The 17702-nt window shown below is 64.2% G+C and carries 12 protein-coding genes; 4 read left to right on the top strand and 8 right to left on the bottom strand.

Features of this window, described 5'->3' with window-relative positions; genetic code table 11:
* Positions 1–105: 105 nt before the first annotated feature.
* The 3 genes from otsB (at position 106) to EC912_RS11430 (ending at position 3453) form a co-directional block, all read left to right on the top strand.
* Positions 106–876 carry a trehalose-phosphatase gene (gene otsB, locus EC912_RS11440; RefSeq protein WP_165973576.1) on the top strand — a complete coding sequence of 257 codons (771 nt, stop codon included), beginning with the start codon at positions 106–108 and terminating at the stop codon, positions 874–876.
* Positions 877–991: 115 nt separating this feature from the next.
* A complete protein-coding gene (otsA, locus tag EC912_RS11435) occupies positions 992–2407 on the top strand; it encodes an alpha,alpha-trehalose-phosphate synthase (UDP-forming) (protein ID WP_132144087.1) in 1416 nt (471 codons plus the stop codon).
* Between the two features lie 89 nt (positions 2408–2496).
* A complete protein-coding gene (locus EC912_RS11430; RefSeq protein ID WP_132144085.1) occupies positions 2497–3453 on the top strand; it encodes a DUF2167 domain-containing protein in 957 nt (318 codons plus the stop codon).
* Here the strand turns inward: EC912_RS11430 and pgeF are convergent.
* Complete coding sequence (gene pgeF, locus EC912_RS11425; protein ID WP_132144083.1) at positions 3450–4220, bottom strand: peptidoglycan editing factor PgeF; 771 nt, start codon at positions 4218–4220, stop codon at positions 3450–3452. The two genes, EC912_RS11430 and pgeF, sit on opposite strands and share 4 nt — an antisense overlap.
* Positions 4221–4222: 2 nt before the next feature.
* Entirely contained in the window at positions 4223–5194 is a 972-nt protein-coding gene (gene rluD, locus EC912_RS11420) for a 23S rRNA pseudouridine(1911/1915/1917) synthase RluD (protein ID WP_132144081.1), read from the bottom strand.
* A gap of 69 nt (positions 5195–5263) precedes the next feature.
* Between rluD and EC912_RS11415 the strand changes: the two genes are divergently transcribed.
* Entirely contained in the window at positions 5264–6088 is an 825-nt protein-coding gene (locus EC912_RS11415; protein ID WP_132144665.1) for an outer membrane protein assembly factor BamD, read from the top strand.
* Positions 6089–6747: 659 nt separating this feature from the next.
* On the opposite strand, the gene EC912_RS11410 is transcribed toward EC912_RS11415, so the two are convergent.
* The 6 genes from EC912_RS11410 to lysA all read right to left on the bottom strand — a co-directional run bounded on the left by EC912_RS11410 (position 6748) and on the right by lysA (position 17656).
* Complete coding sequence (locus tag EC912_RS11410; protein ID WP_132144079.1) at positions 6748–8364, bottom strand: NAD+ synthase; 1617 nt, start codon at positions 8362–8364, stop codon at positions 6748–6750.
* Positions 8365–8452: 88 nt separating this feature from the next.
* Positions 8453–11461: a TonB-dependent receptor gene (locus tag EC912_RS11405; protein ID WP_243649246.1), complete on the bottom strand. Its 3009-nt coding sequence runs from the start codon at positions 11459–11461 to the stop codon at positions 8453–8455.
* Positions 11462–11990: 529 nt separating this feature from the next.
* Complete coding sequence (locus tag EC912_RS11400; RefSeq protein ID WP_132144077.1) at positions 11991–13037, bottom strand: serine hydrolase domain-containing protein; 1047 nt, start codon at positions 13035–13037, stop codon at positions 11991–11993.
* A gap of 2 nt (positions 13038–13039) precedes the next feature.
* Complete coding sequence (locus EC912_RS11395) at positions 13040–13759, bottom strand: M15 family metallopeptidase (protein WP_428993099.1); 720 nt, start codon at positions 13757–13759, stop codon at positions 13040–13042.
* Positions 13740–16391 carry a membrane dipeptidase gene (locus EC912_RS19800; RefSeq protein ID WP_343136954.1) on the bottom strand — a complete coding sequence of 884 codons (2652 nt, stop codon included), beginning with the start codon at positions 16389–16391 and terminating at the stop codon, positions 13740–13742. Before EC912_RS19800 ends, EC912_RS11395 begins: the two co-directional genes overlap by 20 nt.
* Positions 16388–17656: a diaminopimelate decarboxylase gene (lysA, locus tag EC912_RS11380; protein ID WP_132144073.1), complete on the bottom strand. Its 1269-nt coding sequence runs from the start codon at positions 17654–17656 to the stop codon at positions 16388–16390. Before lysA ends, EC912_RS19800 begins: the two co-directional genes overlap by 4 nt.
* Between the last annotated feature and the right edge of the window lie 46 nt (positions 17657–17702).

The following is a 17702-nucleotide window of genomic DNA, read 5'->3' as shown; positions in this document are numbered from 1 at the left end:
CTGGCCCATAGGTGCGGGTCAGACCATACGCCTTCAACCGTCGACTAAAGGTCGTTTTCACAAACGGACTGGCAGACTGGGCACCCGCTGCCGAAACGAGTCAACGTGACCGCACCGCATCGATCCCTTCCGCTCGGCGCCCCGCCTCCCAGCCTCGTTACCGCACGTAGCGCCCTTTTTCTCGACGCCGACGGCACGCTGCTCGCTTTCGCCGACGATCCCGAAGGCGTCACCGTCGACTCCGGCCTCGTGCCGATGCTGGACCGCCTGCGCGAACAACTCGGCGGCGCGCTGGCCCTGGTCAGTGGCCGGCCCATTGCCAGTCTGGACAGGCTCTTCGGTCGTCCGGCATGGGCCGCCGCCGGCCAGCATGGACTGGAACGGCGCGGCGCGAACGGCGCCATCGAAACGGCGATAGTCGACCCGGCGGAACTGGCCGCTCTGCGCGATGCCGTATTCGCACTGGCATCGTCGTTGCCGGGTGTGCGCGTGGAAGACAAGGGATTCTCCATCGCCCTGCACTGCCGCGAGCGGCCGGAACGCCAGACCGCGCTGGCCGCGCTGACGCCCGCCGTGGCGGCGCGCTTTCCGGGTTTCGAAGTGCAGCCGGGCAGCTATGTCTATGAGTTCAAGCCACGCGGCATGGACAAAGGCAAAGCCGTCGAAGCCATGCTTCGCAGCGAACCGTTCGCCGGCAGACGCCCCATCTACCTCGGCGACGATTTCACCGACGAACACGCCTTTGTCATCGTCAACGCACACGGCGGCAGCAGTATCAGGGTCGGAACGCGCGAACCCACGGTCGCCGGTTTCACGTTACCTAGTCCGGCCGGCGTCCATGCTTGGTTGGCTGACGTGAGCGCCACGCTCACATAGAGGAGACGCAGTCGATGCCCCAACTGGAGAGCCGCCCGGCGCCAGCCCAGCCCGATTCCGGCAGCGGAATGCAGGCTTGTACCGAATCTGTCGCCGCGCAAAAGGCCGCGCGACCGTGAGCCGCCTCGTCGTCATCTCCAATCGCGTGGCGCTGCCCCGGCAAACCCAGACCGGAGGGCTCGCATCGGCAATGAACGCCGCACTCCAGGAACGCGGGGGCTTATGGTTCGGCTGGAGCGGCAACGTCGCCGCCGACAGCGGCAAGGAAGTACACGAGGTCACCGAACGCAACATCAGTTACGCGACGATCGATCTCTCGAAAGCCGACCACGACGACTACTACAGCGGATTCGCCAATCGCGCCCTGTGGCCGCTGTTCCATTATCGCGGCGACCTCGTCGATTACCGGCGCGATCATCTCGAAGGCTACCTGCGCGTCAATCGCGTCTTCGCGCGTACCGTCGCGAAACTGATCCAGAAAGACGACGTGATCTGGGTACACGACTATCACCTGATTCCTCTGGCCGCCATGCTTCGCGAGCTGGGCGTCGAGAACAAGATAGGATTCTTCCTGCATACGCCACTTCCCGCGGCAGGCCTGTTGATCACGCTGCCACGGCATCGCGAACTGCTGGAGCCACTGGCGTCGTACGACCTGGTCGGTTTGCACACCCAACGCGACCTGCGCGCGCTGGAAGATTATTTCCTGCACGAACTCGGTGCCGCGATGCGTACCGGCGGCCGCATCCGTGCCGCCAATGGCCGCATCTTCCGGGCCGGTGTCTTCCCCATCAGCATCGACACCGCCGAAGCCGTGGAGCTGGCGCATCGCGCGGAAGACACCGGCGCGGTCTCCCGATTGCGCGCCAGCCTGGACGATCGCGCGTTGATCATCGGCGTCGATCGGCTCGATTATTCCAAGGGCCTGCCGGAACGTTTCGAAGGATTCGCGCGCCTGCTGCGCGACCACAAGGACATGCGCGGTCGCGTCTCGCTGTTGCAGATCGCGCCGCCGTCCCGCTCCGACGTTCCCGAATACCGCCAGCTCCGTCGCGAACTGGAACGCAGCGCCGGCCATATCAACGGCCAGTACGCCGAACCGGACTGGGCACCGATCCGCTACGTCAACAAGTCGTTCGCGCATAAGGTCCTGGCGGGCTATTTCCGCGTGGCCAAAGTGGGCCTCGTCACGCCGCTGCGCGATGGCATGAACCTCGTGGCCAAGGAATACGTCGCCTGCCAGGACCCGCAGGACCCCGGCGTACTCGTGCTGTCCCGCTTCGCGGGCGCGGCGCAGGAGCTGGATGCGGCGCTGCTGGTCAATCCGTCGGACCTGGACGAGGTATCCGATGCCCTGTCGCGCGCCTTGAAAATGCCGCTGAAAGAGCGCCGCATGCGCTGGCAGTCGATGATGGACGTCCTGGAACGCAACGACATCACGGCGTGGCGCAACGCCTTCATGCAGGCCCTGACCGAGCCGCCGAAGGTCAAGCCGGATATCTTTCTGCCGACGCCGTTGACGATATCGTGACCCCCGCGCCACGGCGCGCGCGATCTCGTACAATCTTGCGGTCGCGTTCTTCGACACACCGTGTCGCGCGAACTCCAAGGGGACATTCAATGACGATCGCGTCCTGCGCGCTGCGGGCGGCCCTGCTTGCGGCCCTCGCCACCGGACCCGCTGGCCTTGCATTCGCGGAACCCATTCCTGTCGTCGTGGCCGACGATGGCGCGGCTGCGTCTTCGGACGATGCCGCCGACGATGCCGCGCTGCGTAAATTCCTGTCATCCGTCACGCTGCAGACGGGTAACGTCACCGTTCCCGGCGCACATGCCACGCTGAAGCTCAAGCCCGGTTACGCCTTCGTCCCCGCGAGCGATGCCCGGCGCGTACTCGAAGACCTGTGGGGCAACCCGCCGGACAAGGACGTACTCGGCCTTATCGTGCCCGGCACCACGTCGGACGTGCTGACCCAGGAGAGCGCCTGGGCCGTGATCGTCACCTACTCCGACGATGGCCACGTCCGCGACGACGAAGCGAAAAACATCGATTACGACGACCTTCTGAAAGACATGAAGGAAGGCACGCACGACGCCAACGAAGAGCGCGTCAAAGAGGGCTACCCGGCCGTCGAACTCGTTGGCTGGGCCACCGCGCCCCATTACGACGCCGACTCGCACAAGCTCTACTGGGCTCGCGAACTGGAGTTCAAGGACAAGGACGGCGAGCAGTCGCGCAGCCTGAATTACGACATCCGCGTGCTGGGCCGCCATGGTTATCTGCAGCTTTCGGCCATCGCCCCCATCGGCCAGTTGCCCAAGGTCGAAAAGGACATGCCGGAAGTGCTGGCCATGACCGATTTCGAAGCCGGCAAGCAGTACGGCGACTTCGACGAGAAAACGGACAAGATCGCGGCATACGGCATCGGCGCACTGGTCGCCGGTGGCATCGCGGCCAAGGCCGGCCTGTTCGCGAAACTGGGCCTGCTCCTGCTCGCCGCCAAGAAATTCATCGTGATCGGCATCGCCGCGATAGGCGGGGTCATCGCGAAGTTCTTCAAAAAGAAGAAGGACTAACCTTCATGAACTCCCGCCCGAACGGGCGGGAGTTTGCAGACGTCGGTCCAGATCAGCGACGCGAATCGCCCGCTTCCCGCGGCATCGCGGCGATACGAATAGAACCGCTCGTCGGTCAGGGTGTCGAATCCCCCGCCGTAAATGCCGGCAACGCCCGCACCCGCCAGCCGCATCCGCGCCAGCGCGTACAGATCGCATAGCCAATGTCCGGGACGCGTGGGACGAAATGCCATGCTCGCCGCGGCATCCACGGTCACGAACGCATCCCGCACTTCGTCGCCCACTTCGTACGATGCAGGACCGATACACGGCCCCATCCATGCGATGACTTCACCGTCCATCGCTTCGACCGTCCGTTCGAGCACACCCGCGAGCAATCCACGCCAGCCCGCATGCGCGGCACCGATGCGTTTTCCGTCCGGCGAACAGAACAGCACGGGCAGACAATCGGCCGTCAGAATCGCGAGTACCTCACCCGGCCCCGTCGCCACCGAGGCGTCGGCCTCGGGTTCGACCGGACCGGCCGGGACATTCGCCACCGCCGTTCCGTGCACCTGCCGCAACCAGAGCGGCGTGGCGGGCAGGTCCAGCGCCGTTACCAGCGCCTCGCGATTGGTCGCCACCGCGTGCGGATCGTCTCCGCAACGCGATCCCAGATTGAACCGCCCGAATGGCGCGGCCGACACACCCGGCCCCAGCCGCGTGGTCACCACGGCACGGACACCGGCAGACACCGGCCAGTCGGGGACAATCCACGGTTCGCTCATGCTCAGTCGTCCGGATGCTGCGCCGTATCCAGACGCAGTGCCTCGATCAGGGCTTCCTGATCGGCCGGGCGCGGCGAGGCGAAGTCCAGCGCCTCGCCCGTGATCGGATGTTCGAACGCCAGACGCTCGGCATGCAGCGCCTGACGACGGAACCCGCGCAGAACATCGATCAGCGCCTGATCGGCACCGCGCGGAAGACGCAGGCCGTTGCCATAAAGCGGATCGCCGATCAGCGGATGCCCCATATGGGCCAGATGCACGCGAATCTGATGGGTACGGCCGGTTTCCAGATTGCACTGGAGCACGCTATGGGCGCGGAAGCGCTCGCGTATCCGGTAATGGGTGATCGCCTCCTTGCCGCCATCCTCCACGTCGCGCACGCCCTGCTTCAGGCGGTCGTGCTGGTGCCGGCCGATGGCCTGATCCACCGTACCGCCGGAAACCATGGTGCCGATGACCACCGCCTCGTACTGGCGATGTACGTCGTGGCGGGAGAGCATCGCCACCAGCGCCGTATGCGCCGCGATCGACTTGGCCACCACCATCAGGCCGGCGGTGTCCTTGTCCAGCCGGTGCACAATGCCGCCACGCGGCAGCTCGGCCAGCTTCGGACAATGGTGCAGCAAGGCGTTCAGCAGGGTGCCCGCCGGATTGCCGGCGCCCGGATGGACGACCAGGCCCGGCGCCTTGTCCAGCACCAGCAGGTCGTCGTCCTCGAAGCGGATATCGAGGTCCATGGCCTCCGGAGCCGCCACGACCTCGGCCTCGAGCTCCGCCTCCAGCTCCACTTTCTCCCCGCCATGCAGCAGTTGCCGCGGGGGCGCCTTCTTGCCGTCGAGCAGGACCGAGCCCGCTTTGACCCATCCGGTCAGGCGGGATCTTGAATATTGCGGGAACATCTCGGCCAAAGCCTGGTCGAAACGACGTCCCGCGGCCGTTACTGGCACCGTGGCCTCATGCCGAAGCACGGTCACGACCGTGCCCCCGGAAACTGGCCGGTTTCGGCTATCATGCAATTTCGCTTAAGCATCCGAACTCTCTCAATGCGCGCTACCAAGCTGATAATTCTGCTCGCTCTCGCCCTCGCGACCAGCGCCTGTTCGATGTTCCGCCATAAAGGCGACACCATCGACACCATGCCGGTGGACAAGCTTTATGCTACTGCCCACGAGTCGTTGGAAAACGCCGACTTCGCCGCGGCAGAGAAAGCCTACCAACGGCTCATCGCCCGTTTCCCATCGGGTGACATCAACGAACAGGCTCAGATCGAGCTGGCTTACGCGCAGTACAAAGACAACAAGCCGGAAGACGCGTCCTCGACGATCAATCGATTCATCAAGACGTTTCCGACCCACAAGCATGCAGATTATGCCTATTACCTGCGCGGTCTGATCAATTTTGATCGAACCGGCGGTCTGCTCGAGCGCTATATCCAGCGCGACGGCGCCTCCACGCGCCGCGATCAGGGCTATAACCTGCAGTCTTTCGACGACTTCAGCCAGCTGACGCGCCGCTATCCGAACAGTGCCTACGCCACGGATGCCCGCCAGCGCATGATCTTCCTGCGCAACCAGCTGGCCCAGTTCGAAATCAACGTTGCCACCTACTACGTGCGGGTGAAGGCCTATATCGCCTCCGCCGACCGCGCGCAGTACGTCATCGAGCATTACCAGCAGTCGCCGCAGACCGCGGACGCCCTGGCGATCCTCACCCGCAGCTACATCGAGCTGGACCGCCAGCCACTGGCCGAGCAGACCCGTCAGGTGCTGGCGCTGAACTACCCGAACCATCCCTACCTCACCGACGCCAAGTGGCCACATGGCCCATCGATCTGGCGCAAGGCGATCCCGTTCTCGGGTCACCATTGAGGAACGAAAAAACCGGCGAAAGCCGGTTTTTTTTGGCCGCCATTTGCCGCACTGCTGGAGCGCGGGGCTTGTCGCTGCTATGTGGCGAGGTAAAGCGTCGTAACGTGCGGCGATGAGGCAAAGGAAGCCGGGGGGTACGAGCCGTCTGCGCGCGTGATGCCGACGATCGCCTCACGACGCCCTCTTCCTCACCGTCACCCCGGCGTGCGCCGGGGTCCGCAGCGACCACGTTTGGCAAGACCCATTCGCTGAGGTTTTCGTTTGAAAGCGGTCAGCGCCCTCGCGACAACCGACCACCTCGCCGCGGATTCCGGCGTGCGCCGGAATGACGGTGAGGGGTGAGGTAGCGCAAGGAGACGTCAGCGGTTCGCTTTGCTCTTCACACCCATTGCCTCACCGCTCGGCGGAACCAGCCGGCCCCCTCGCCGGGCCCGGTAGGAGGGCGAGGGTGGACTGGCGGCAAAGGCCCCGAAGGGGGAAGGGGCAGGACGCCCCTTCCTCGGTGCGCGGGCAGGAAGCCCGCTCACCGAGCCCCGCCAGTCCACCCGCGTCGCGCAGCGACCGCCCGACGTGGGCCCGGCGAGGGGGCCGGCTGGTTCCATGCGACGACGCCCCGAATGACGGTGCTCTTCTAGCAACACGCCGCAAAGCACAACCGCCTATCGCCACCCAGAAGTAATCGGATACCGACGCTCACGCCCGAACGCCTTGGTCGTCACCCGCGGCCCCGGCGCGGACTGCCGACGCTTGAACTCATTGACGAAAACCATGCGGATCACACGGCGCACGGTCGCATCGTCGTAACCGGCCGCGATGATGTCTTCCGCCGATTGCTCGCCTTCGATGAAACGTTCCAGGATGGCGTCCAGTTCGTCGTAAGGCGGCAGCGAATCCTGATCGGTCTGCTCGTGGCGCAGCTCCGCCGATGGCGGACGCTCGATCACCGCCTTCGGAATGGCGCCATCGATCCCCGCGCGCCAGCGCGAAATGTCGTAGACCACCGTCTTGTAGAGATCCTTCAGCGGGGCATACGCACCGCACATGTCGCCGTAGAGGGTGGCGTAACCGACGGCCATTTCGCTCTTGTTGCCCGTGGACAGCAGCAGGCGGCCGGTCTTGTTCGACATGGCCATCAGCAGCACGCCGCGCGAACGCGACTGGAGGTTTTCCTCGGTGATATCTGGCGCCCTGCCCTCGAATACCGGCGCCAGCGTGCCGACGAAGGATTCGTAGATGTTCTCGATGGGAAGAACGTGGTATTCGACGCCGAGATGCTCGGCCTGTGCCTTGGCTTCGTGCAGCGACAGGTCGGACGTGTAACGCGTGGGCATCATGACGGCCGTGACCCGGTCGGCGCCCAGCGCATCGACCGCGATGGCCAGCGTCAGCGCCGAGTCGATACCGCCGGACAGGCCAAGCAGTACGCCCGAGAAATGGTTTTTGCAGACGTAATCGTGGACGCCGCGAACGAGGCCCGCATACATGACGACATGCGGATCGCCTTCGTCGGTTTCGGGCCAGTCGATGGCTTTCAGGGAGCGCGATGCGCTGTCGAACTCTACCGCCAGCAGCATTTCCTCGAACGAGGGCGCACGCGCCGCGATGTGCCCGTTGCGCTGTACCAGCAGCGACCCGCCATCGAACAGCAGGTCGTCCTGGCCGCCGACGAGGTTGACATAGGCGATCGCCACGTCGTTCTCGGTGGCGCGCTGGCGCAGCAGACGTTCGCGGGTAGCGGCCTGGCGGCTGTCATACGGCGATGCATTGATGACGAGCAGTAGTTCGGCGCCCGCCGCCGCCGCGTGCGCGGCCGGCTCGGCTTCCCATATGTCCTCGCAGATCAACATGCCGACGCGCACGCCCTCGATCTCGAAGACGCGACTGTGCTCGCCGGCGCGGAAGTAGCGTTTCTCGTCGAACACGGTGTAATTGGGGAGCGCCTGCTTGTGATACGTCCACTCGACCGCGCCGCCTCGGAGCAGGCTCGCGGCATTGAATACTTCGCCGCGCGTATCCGGATGCCCGACCACCGCGGCGATACCTTCGATACGCGGCGCCAGCGAGGACAGTTCCACGGCACAAGCTTCGAGGAAGCTCGGGCGCTGAAGCAGGTCTTCCGGCGGATAGCCGCTCAGGGTCAGCTCGGGAAAAGCGATGAGGGATGCCTTGAGCTGGTCCCGGGCCTTGTCGGCCAGCTCCTTGGCCCGTAAAGCGTTGGCGTGGGTGGCACCAACGGGAAAGTCGAACTGAGCCAGAGCGAAGCGAAAAGATGTCATGGGGACGGTCGTTATCGTACGGGCGAAGAAGCCGATGATAACGCCGTAGCGACCCGCCGACCCGGCGAGTCGCTACGGCTGGCCCACATCAGAAGTCGTACGAGACGCTGAGTCGCCCATAACGCGGGGCTTGCCGCTGGGTCACGACGCCGTAAGCGGCCTCGGCCACGCCCGGACCCGACTCGGATACCGGATAACGCTGAAGCGCATGCTGTTCGTTGAGCAGGTTGAAGATGCTCGCACTAAAGGCCAGTTTCTTATCCGCGAAATCGGGGCGGTAAGTCAGGCCAAGGTCGATCTGCCGTACCCAGGGCAACCGGCCCTGTTTGCCTGGAGGAGACGGTTGGCCATCGCAGAAGTGGTAGTACGGGGCGTAACCGACCGGGTCTTCGTGGTTCGGGCCGTAGTAGCCCAGGCAGTGGCGAGGCGTCCCCGAGATCGCACTGATATTCGCCGAGGCGAGCCACTCGGGTGTGATCTGGTAATAGCCGAACAGTTTGATCTGATGCGTGTGGTCGTTGTTCTGGGGACCGTTGGTGTTCTCCATGATCGCGCCGTTGTCCCAGTCCTCGCTGGTGGAGGTGGCGGTCTGGTTGAGGTCGGAGCGAAGCTGGCCTTCGGTGTTGCCGTAGCTGCGCGAGAACGTATAGCCGGCCTTCCCGTACCAGCGGCCGTCGAACGGATGCTCCAGCAACAGTTCCAGGCTGTAATACGCACGCTTGAGCGCGTCGAAGCCAAGCTCCTTGTTCGTCACCGGCACGGCGACATAGTTGCCGGACGTATCCTTCAGGTTGAACGTGTTCGCCCGGCCCGGATTGAACAGATAGCAACTGTTGGCCTGCTTGGCGTCGATCGCATAACCCAGCGACCGCCCCTTGGCGACGATGGCGTCGATATCGCAGAAATCGTCGATCGCGTTGCGCAGCTTTCGATAGGTCACCTTGGCGCCGTACAGCCAGTGATCGCCGGCAAGCTTCGTGAAGCCGAGGATGTATTCGTCCTGATTCTCGGCTTTGATTCCCTTCGCGGTCACCGTACGCGGATCGGGCAGGATGCCCAGCGCGTTATTCGACGATACCGGCACGCCCGGCGCGATAGCCGTCAGGCCGGTCGGCGTGCCGTCGTTCGCGATGCCGGTATAGGTGAAGTACTGGCTGGTACTGAGGTAACCGCCCGCCGCGTTCAACGCCGGATTTAGTGGCAGCCCGAGGTAGTAGCGCCCCGCGTTGCCATACACCTTGAAGCTCGCGTCGCCGTAAACGTCCCAGCTGAAACCCAGCCGGGGCGCCCACTGCGGCTTCGTCTGCCGGATGAACGCTTCGCTGTTGGCGTTGTAATTGGTGAACTGGTCGTTGCGAAGACCCAGCGTCAACAGCAGCCGGTCGCTGACCTGCCACTTGTCCTCGACGAACTGCGCGCGCTGGGCCGAACGCACCGTGGCCAGGCTCGAACTCACACCCTTGACGACGTAGTAACCGTTCTCGCCGCCCGGATACGCTCCGGGCGCGGCGACGCCCAGACCCGTCGAGATCGGAAGATTCGGCTGGCCCTGTGCATAGGTCCAGATGTTGCCCGGCCCCGAACTCGAACTGCCCTGGTCGCGCGCAACCGCCGTCTGATTGTCGATGCCGGCCGTAAGCGTGTGATCGCCCAGCACATAGCTGACGTCGAACCGCGTATTGGTCGTGGTGTTCCCTCGTCCGGGATTGGTCAGCGACAAAACGGTCTGGTTACCGTTGCGGGTCGAGCCGCCCGTGATCGCGGGATTCTGGTAGACCAGTCCGCCGATATACGTCGCGCTGGGATCGTAACCGGGTGGACTGATGTAACTGACCGTATCCATCTTGCCGTACTGCGCCGTCACGGTCAGGCTGTCGGTGATGTAACCCGTGTATTTCGCGGTATAGACGTCGCCACCGTATTTTTCATTGCTGGCGCCATTGATGTACGCGCCGCGCTGCCGCGCGGTGTAATCGTAATCGTAGATCGCTCCCTGCTTTTCGCTCTTGTCCGACACACCGGTCACTTCGACGATGTTGCTGTCGTCGATATTCCAGTCCAGCTTCGCGTACCAGCGCGGCAGGTTGTAGCGGTATCTCGTATCGGGCGCCTGCGTCTTTGTCACGTCGCTGACCGTGTTGCCGGTCTGCCGCTCCACTTCCGCCGCGGCGAAAAGAAATAGTTTGTCCTTGATCAGCGGACCGCCGGCATAGGCACTGACTGTCGTACTCGTTTCGGTATTGGCGCGGTTCGGCGCATACAGCGATCCGGCGCGCGGCTGCGGCGGCAGGCCGTTCGTGTAGTAGCTGTCGATGCTCTGCGCACGGGCGGCGTTCGGCTCCCAGATGACCTGGGTGCCCCCATGCCATTCGTTCGTACCGCGCTTGCCCACCACGTTGATGACACCGCCATCGGACCGGCCGTACTGCGCGCTATAGCCGCCCGTATAGACTTCCTGCTGGTCGATCGCGCCATACGGCAGCGACAGGCCGCCGAAACCGCGCAACGGATCGGTGGTGCTGAATCCGTTGATGTAATAGGCGTTCTCGCTCGCGGCGGAGCCGCCGAAGGTCACCAGCGAATTGCCCGTGGCGCTCTTGTAGCCGCCGCTGTTGTCGACGACGCCGGGCGCCAGCAGGGCAATCGCTTCGGACGAGCGCGCGAGCGGCAGTTTCGCTAGCTGGTCCGCGGTGACGATCGTCCGCGAATCCACGGACGTTACGTCGATCGATGGCGCTACGTGCGCCGACACGCTCACGCCGCTCAGGTCCTGTACATCGCGATCCGCGAAAGACACCTCCACGCCCGAACCGACGCGTAGTGCGATGTTGTCGCGGGTCTGTGCCGGCGCGCCCTGCCTTATCACCGATACCGTATAGGTGCCGAGCGGCAACTGCGCGATCGAGTACTTGCCGCGTGCATCCACGGATGTTTCGCGGGTCAGGCCAGCCCCGTTGTCCACGCGGACGATATCGCCATCGTTCGCCTTGACCTGGCCATAGATCGTTCCGGTGGTCGACTGCGCCCATGCGCCATCGGCCAGCGCGGCGAACATCGCCGCGACGAGCAGCGATTTTTTCAGTAACGGCGTTGCCATCGAGCTATCTACCCCTTCCCAAAAGAAAGCCAGCCTCCGGCGCACCGCCTTCTATAAGGGCGGCGGGCGCGTTCGCAGCGGCTGGCAGGATCGACGGACAAAGCCGCCCGTTACGCCTGCGCGGCGTTTATTCGAGTCAGTACGGTCGAGCGGACAGGAGCGCGACTACCCGCGGGGCCTCAGGCCATGCGCGAGGCGCGCTCTAGATACAACATCGCGGCGCGATACGCGCATGGCGACGGGAAAGGCGAAAAGCCGGATGTGGGAAGTGCACGGACAGCCCCTTTGTCTGCTGCTGCGCACCATTTGTAGCACACTGGAAGGGCGTGTCAACCGTATCGACGTTTAGACGGCCATATTGTGACGCATGCACATTGTAGTAGCCCGCTTGCGGGCGAAAGCCAACAGGGCGAGGAAGACGAATGTTCACCTCCGCGAGCCCGATCTACGGGCTGCGGATGCCACGCACAGCATCTCCGCTCCGTTGGCTTTCGCCCGCAAGCGGGCTCCTACAGAGAGCGGGGCGGGTTTAGCGAAACAATGCAGCCACCGCCAGCGCCGTGCGATACGGCTCGGGATCGTTCCGGTTGGTCAGCAGGATCACGGTGAGATGGTGGCCGGGATATCTCACGATGACATTCCTGAAGCCGATACTTTCGCCCGAATGCCACAGTGTCTCGCCGGTAATGCGCCAGCCGAAACCGTATTCGATGGTGGGATCGTCCGTATGCGTCCACGGGCGGAAAGCAAGGCGGCGAGACTCGTCGATCAGCAGCCGGTCGTCGTATAGCGCGGCATCCCAGCGAGCCAGATCGTCCACCGAAGAATAGATACCCCCGTCGCCGAGGACCGCGCTGGTCATGCTCTGGTCGGTGCGCGTCCAGCCACCGCCCTCCTCCGAATACCCGAATGCACGATGGTCGACGGATGGCCCGCCCTGAACATAGGCAAGCGTGTGCGCCATGCCCAGGGGCTGGAAAATGCGCTCGTGCAGGAAAGCCTGGAAACTCATGCCGGATGCTTTCTCGACGATGAGCGCGAGCATGGCGTAACCGCCGTTGCTGTAGCGGTACTGGCTACCGGGCTGGAAGTACGTACGATTCGTGCTCTCCAGCAGATGCAGCACGTCGACGTCGCGAAGCTGCACTTTCGTGTCCGGCGCCATGATGTCTTCGTAATCGATCAGGCCGCCTGTATGCGTCAGCAGATGACGGATGGTAATGCCGTCGGCGGCAGAAGGCAGGGACGGCAGCCAGCGGCGCACGGGATCGTCGAGGCCGACACGACCGTCCTGCACCAGCAGGAGAATCGAGGCCGCCGTGAACTGTTTGGTGACCGATGCAAGCCGGTAATTCGTGGCGGACGTGGCGGCGACACCCTGCTCCAGGTCGGCCATGCCATAGCCGCGACGGACAACCGGAGCACCGTCCTTCAGCACCAGCAACGATGCACCGGGTACGTTACCGGTATAGCGCTGCATCAGTCCGTCGACATCCCGGTTCCGTTTCGCCGCGCTGCCGGCACAACCGGACAACACCACAACAGCGACCGCCAACCAGCCCAATGCTTTGCGCATGATTACTCCACCGGTACGTCGTAGATAACGCCAGGCTCCGCCGCGGATGGCAACGTGTAATGCCACCACTCCTGCGGATAATTCACGAAGCCCGCTGCCGCCATGGCCTTGACCAGCCGTTGCCGGTTAGCCCGCTGTCCGGGCGTCGCCGTCGGCGAATCGGTATTGGCGAGAGGATCGAAGAAATCGAAATCCGTACCCATGTCCAGCGGCAGGCATCCCTTGCCGCCCGGCACGCAGCGCATCAACGTGAGATCGACCGTCGCGCCCTTGCTGTGCCCGGAGATGGGCGCGATGTAATCGCCCAGCAGCGCGCTCTTATCGAGGTTCGGATAATGCAGAGCCTTGGTTCGCACGTCGGCGAGGTCGTGTGCCCAGCGCACGAAGGCCTGCACGGCGCGCGCGGGACGATAGCAATCCCACACCATCAGCCGCATGCCATCCTTGCGAAGCGCCGTCTCGACGCGTTGCAGCGCCTGCGCGGCGGAGGTACGCAGATAGCAGCGCGGTGCGGCGTAACCGTCCACCGGAGCGCCGGTAAAGTTGTCGCTACCCGCGTAGTGAATGCTCTCTTCGATATCCGGAACCAGGTCGCGAATATCGACCATCCCCGCCTCGGCCGGCGTGCTTGCCGGCGATATCGTGGGCGGTGGCTCCGCCGCGTACGCGCCACCTGTCGAGAGCAGCAGCCACACGCATGCGCTACGGGCAATCGCGGACACGGGCGAACGCGAGATCTTCGAAATCGTTGCTGAAGTCGGCATCGGGATCGACCTTGGCCAGGTGGAGCGTTGAGGGGTCGGTCAGGTCGAGCCACGGCTCGGCATCGACCTGTTCGCGGTTCCACTGTACGAGATATCGCTTGCCGACCCGCTTCAACATACCGGTCATCACGGGGGACCGGGCGGATACGAATGCGACCCCGTCGTTGGCCGGGCAAATCGATACTTCACCGAACCACGGGTCGCGCCACACCCCCAGAAATGTCTTTCCTTCCGCGGCGGTGACGGCTTTGCGGCCTGCCGTATCCGGTGCGTGCGAGGCCTTGCCTGCTTTCGACTCCGCCGAGATACGGTCGGCGTAGTACGCCACATCGCGATCCTCGCCCGGCGCGGTGAAGCGCTTGAGCAGCGCTTCGGCGAGTGCGTCGCGTGCGTCCTCGCCCCCTCCGTTCATCAGGATCACGAACCCGGACTGCTGCTTCGGCAGCAGACTGACCGTCGAATACATACCCGAAAGCGTGCCGGTGTGCGAAACGCTCCACATGCCGTCGACATCGGCCAGTCGCCAGCCATAGCCATAGGCGTACAGATGCGTGTCGTTCCATGCGCGGCGACGCTCGCCCTCCGGCATCGGCATCTGTGCGGACCAGAGCGGTTCGCGCTGGGCTGCCGTAAGCCACGTCTGCTGCGCCGCGGTCGGCGCCAGCCAGTTGTTCGCCCAGCGCAACATATCGTCCAGACTGCAACGCACGCCGCCGGCGGCGGCCGACGTAATGGCCGGCACGGTATCGCCGTCGACGTTCGTCACTACATTCCGGTCGTGCAAACGCAGATGCGGCTGCGCTACGTTGCCTACCTCGTCGCGCCGCCACTGTCCGATCTGGCAGCGTGCAAGACCGAGCGGCGCGAATACTTCGCGACGCAACAGTGTTTCGTACGGCGCTCCACCCGCGCTCGCCGCCACCTCGCCCGCAACGACATAAAGCAGGTTGTCGTACGCGTAACGCGAACGAAAACTGTGTTCGGGTTTCAGGTACGCCAGTCCGGCAAGGATGTCCTTGCGCGTGAATGTGTTCGGCTCCGGCCACAGCATCAGGTCGCCCGCACCCTCGCGCAGGCCGCTGTTATGAATCAGCAGGTCGCGCACTTCGATCTCGCGGGCAACCCACGGGTCGTACATACGGAAATCGGGAAGGTACTTCGTCACCGGGTCGTCCCAGCGCAGTTTGCCGGCGGCAACGAGGCGCGCCAGCAACGCCGTGGTCATCGCCTTGCTGTTGGATGCGATCTTGAAGAGCGTGTCGCGATCGATGACCTGACCGGAACCGGCGATGCGCTCGCCTGCGGTGCGCGTATAAACGACCCGGCCGTTCTCGATGACACCGACCGCCAGGCCCGGCAAGTCGTAACGCCGCATGGCTTCGTCGAACAGACGGTCATACGGTGTCGCTGCCTGCGTGACGACGCCCCATACCCGCAACAGGTTGCCGCCCCATATCTTCGCGATATCCGCATCGCTGAAGCCACGTCGACGCAGTCCCGCCGTGACATGGCGGGTTTCCGATGCATCCATCCAGCCCGTCACCTCGCCACCGCCGTCGAAATCCGAGGCAATGCCGACGTGATCCACGCCGGCGACCTTCACCATGTGCTCGATGTGGTCGAGGAAGTCTTCCAGCGTCGCCAGAGGATGCGTCTGCTGGATGCGAAGCATGCCCTCGGCATACGCGGGCAGGTAATCGTGCTTTTCGCTGTCGTACTCCGCGTCGCCCGCACCCTTCGCCACGTCCGTCTGCAGCTTCTTTTCCGCCGCCTCGCGCGCGGGGTCCTTCTTCAGGAATTCCTTATACGCCACCGCCTGGATCACGCCGCCCTTCGCCGCTATCGCACGGAGCAGATCGTCCGGGAGGTTACGCGGATGATCGGTAAGCGCCCGTGCCGAAGAATGCGACGCTATGATCGGCACGGACGAAGCGGCCAGCACATCGCGTACGCAGGCATCCGATGCGTGCGAGATATCGACCATGATCCCGAGCTGGTTCGCCCGATGGACCACCGCGCGACCGAAGTCGCTCAGGCCAAGGTTGCTGTCCGGCTTGTCGCCAAGTTCCGCCTTCGGCAGCGAACTGCCACAAAGATCGTTGTTGCCGACATGGGCGAGTCCTATATAGCGCGCGCCGCGAGCATAGGCCGCATCTAGCCGATTCAGATCGTGACCCAGCGAATACCCGTTCTCGATGCCGATCATCGCCGAAAGACGGCCAGCCGCACGGTTGGCCACCGCGTCTTCCGGTCGCCGGGCCAGCCGGATGCGATCCGGGTAACGCGCCAGCATCAGATCGATGTCATCGTACTTACGCGCTGCCTGCGCGACGGCCTTCGCATAGCCGGCTGGCGTCAGCGGCCCCTGTTCCACGTAGATCACGAAGAACGCAGCGTCCAGGCCACCGCGTTTCATCTTCGGCAGATCGACCTTCAGCACGCTGTCCTTGCCCGCATCGAAGCGCGGGTCGTGCATATAGGACAGTGGAATATCGACATGGGTATCGATCGTGATCGGAGGATCCTGCTCCGCCCGCGCGAGCGGACTGGCCAGAAGAAGGGACAGCGCCGCCGCGTGGATCGTTTTCATGCTATCTGCCAGTCGTTCGCCGGCTGCTCGCCGGCAATCATTTCATCGAAGGTTTGCCGCCTGCGCACGACCGCGTAGCGCCCGTTTTCAACCATGACTTCGGCGGCCAGCGGACGCGAGTTGTACGTACTGGCCATGGACGCACCATAGGCTCCCGCCCCCAGGATGGCCACCAGGTCGCCCGGGCGGCATGCCTCCATCTCGCGTTCACGCGCGAACGTGTCGCCGGTCTCGCAAACGGGGCCGACCACGTCGTACACCTGCATCGATCGTGGCGTCTCGTGCAGGGGGACGATATCGTGCCAGGCGTCGTACAGGCTGGGCCGGGCCAGATCGTTCATGGCCGCATCCAGCACGAGGAACTGACGTTCGTCGCCCTGCTTCACACGCAACACGCGCGTCAGCAGCACGCCAGCCTCAGCGACAAGGTAGCGCCCCGGCTCAAGCAGCAGGGCGCCATCGAATCCTGTCAGCGCCTCGCGAATCGCCGAAACATAGCCAGCCATATCGACCGCGCGGTCGCTCGCGCGATAGCGAACGCCAAGGCCGCCGCCGACGTCGATGCTGCGGATCGCATGACCCGCCGCGACCAGTTCGCGCCACAGGTCGCCCACCCTGCCGATGGCAAGACGAAACGGTGCGACATCGACGATCTGCGAGCCGATATGTACGTGCAGGCCATCGAGCCGCACATGGGAAAGCGAACCGCTTCCGGCAAACCAGCGGCGCGCCTCGTCGATACTGACGCCGAACTTGTTCTCCGACTTGCCGGTGCTGATCTTCGCGTGCGTCAAGGCGTCGACATCGGGATTCACACGGACGGCGGCGTGAGCCACGCGGCCGCGTTCGCTGGCGAGCCGTTGCAGCGATGCCAGCTCGTCCGCCGATTCGACGTTGAAACGCGAGATGCCGGCGTCCAGCGCGGCGAGAATTTCCCTGTCCTGCTTCCCGACACCGGAAAAGACGATACGCCCGGCGGGAATGCCCGCGCGTAACGCGCGCCACATTTCGCCCTCGGAAACGATATCCGCGCCGACACCTTCGGCAGCCATCAGCTGGAGGACCGCGAAACTGGGATTGGCCTTCACGGCATAACAAAGCGTAGCCGGCCGGCTGCGAAGTGCCGTCGCAAGACTGGCGATGCGATGGCGGATCGTCGCGGCCGAGTACACGTAACAGGGGGTGCCGACCGCCTGCGCGAGCGCGTGCGGATCGACGCCGTCGAATACGGTTTCGACGGCATGACTATCGGAGCTGGCGATCATGATGGGCATTCCCGGAAAAAGAAGGCGCCCCATCCATCGGGGCGCC

Source organism: Luteibacter rhizovicinus, from assembly GCF_004342265.1.
Classification (GTDB): domain Bacteria; phylum Pseudomonadota; class Gammaproteobacteria; order Xanthomonadales; family Rhodanobacteraceae; genus Luteibacter; species Luteibacter rhizovicinus_B.
The sequence above is the reverse complement of the archived record's forward strand: the minus strand, read 5'-3'. Positions and strand labels throughout refer to the sequence as shown.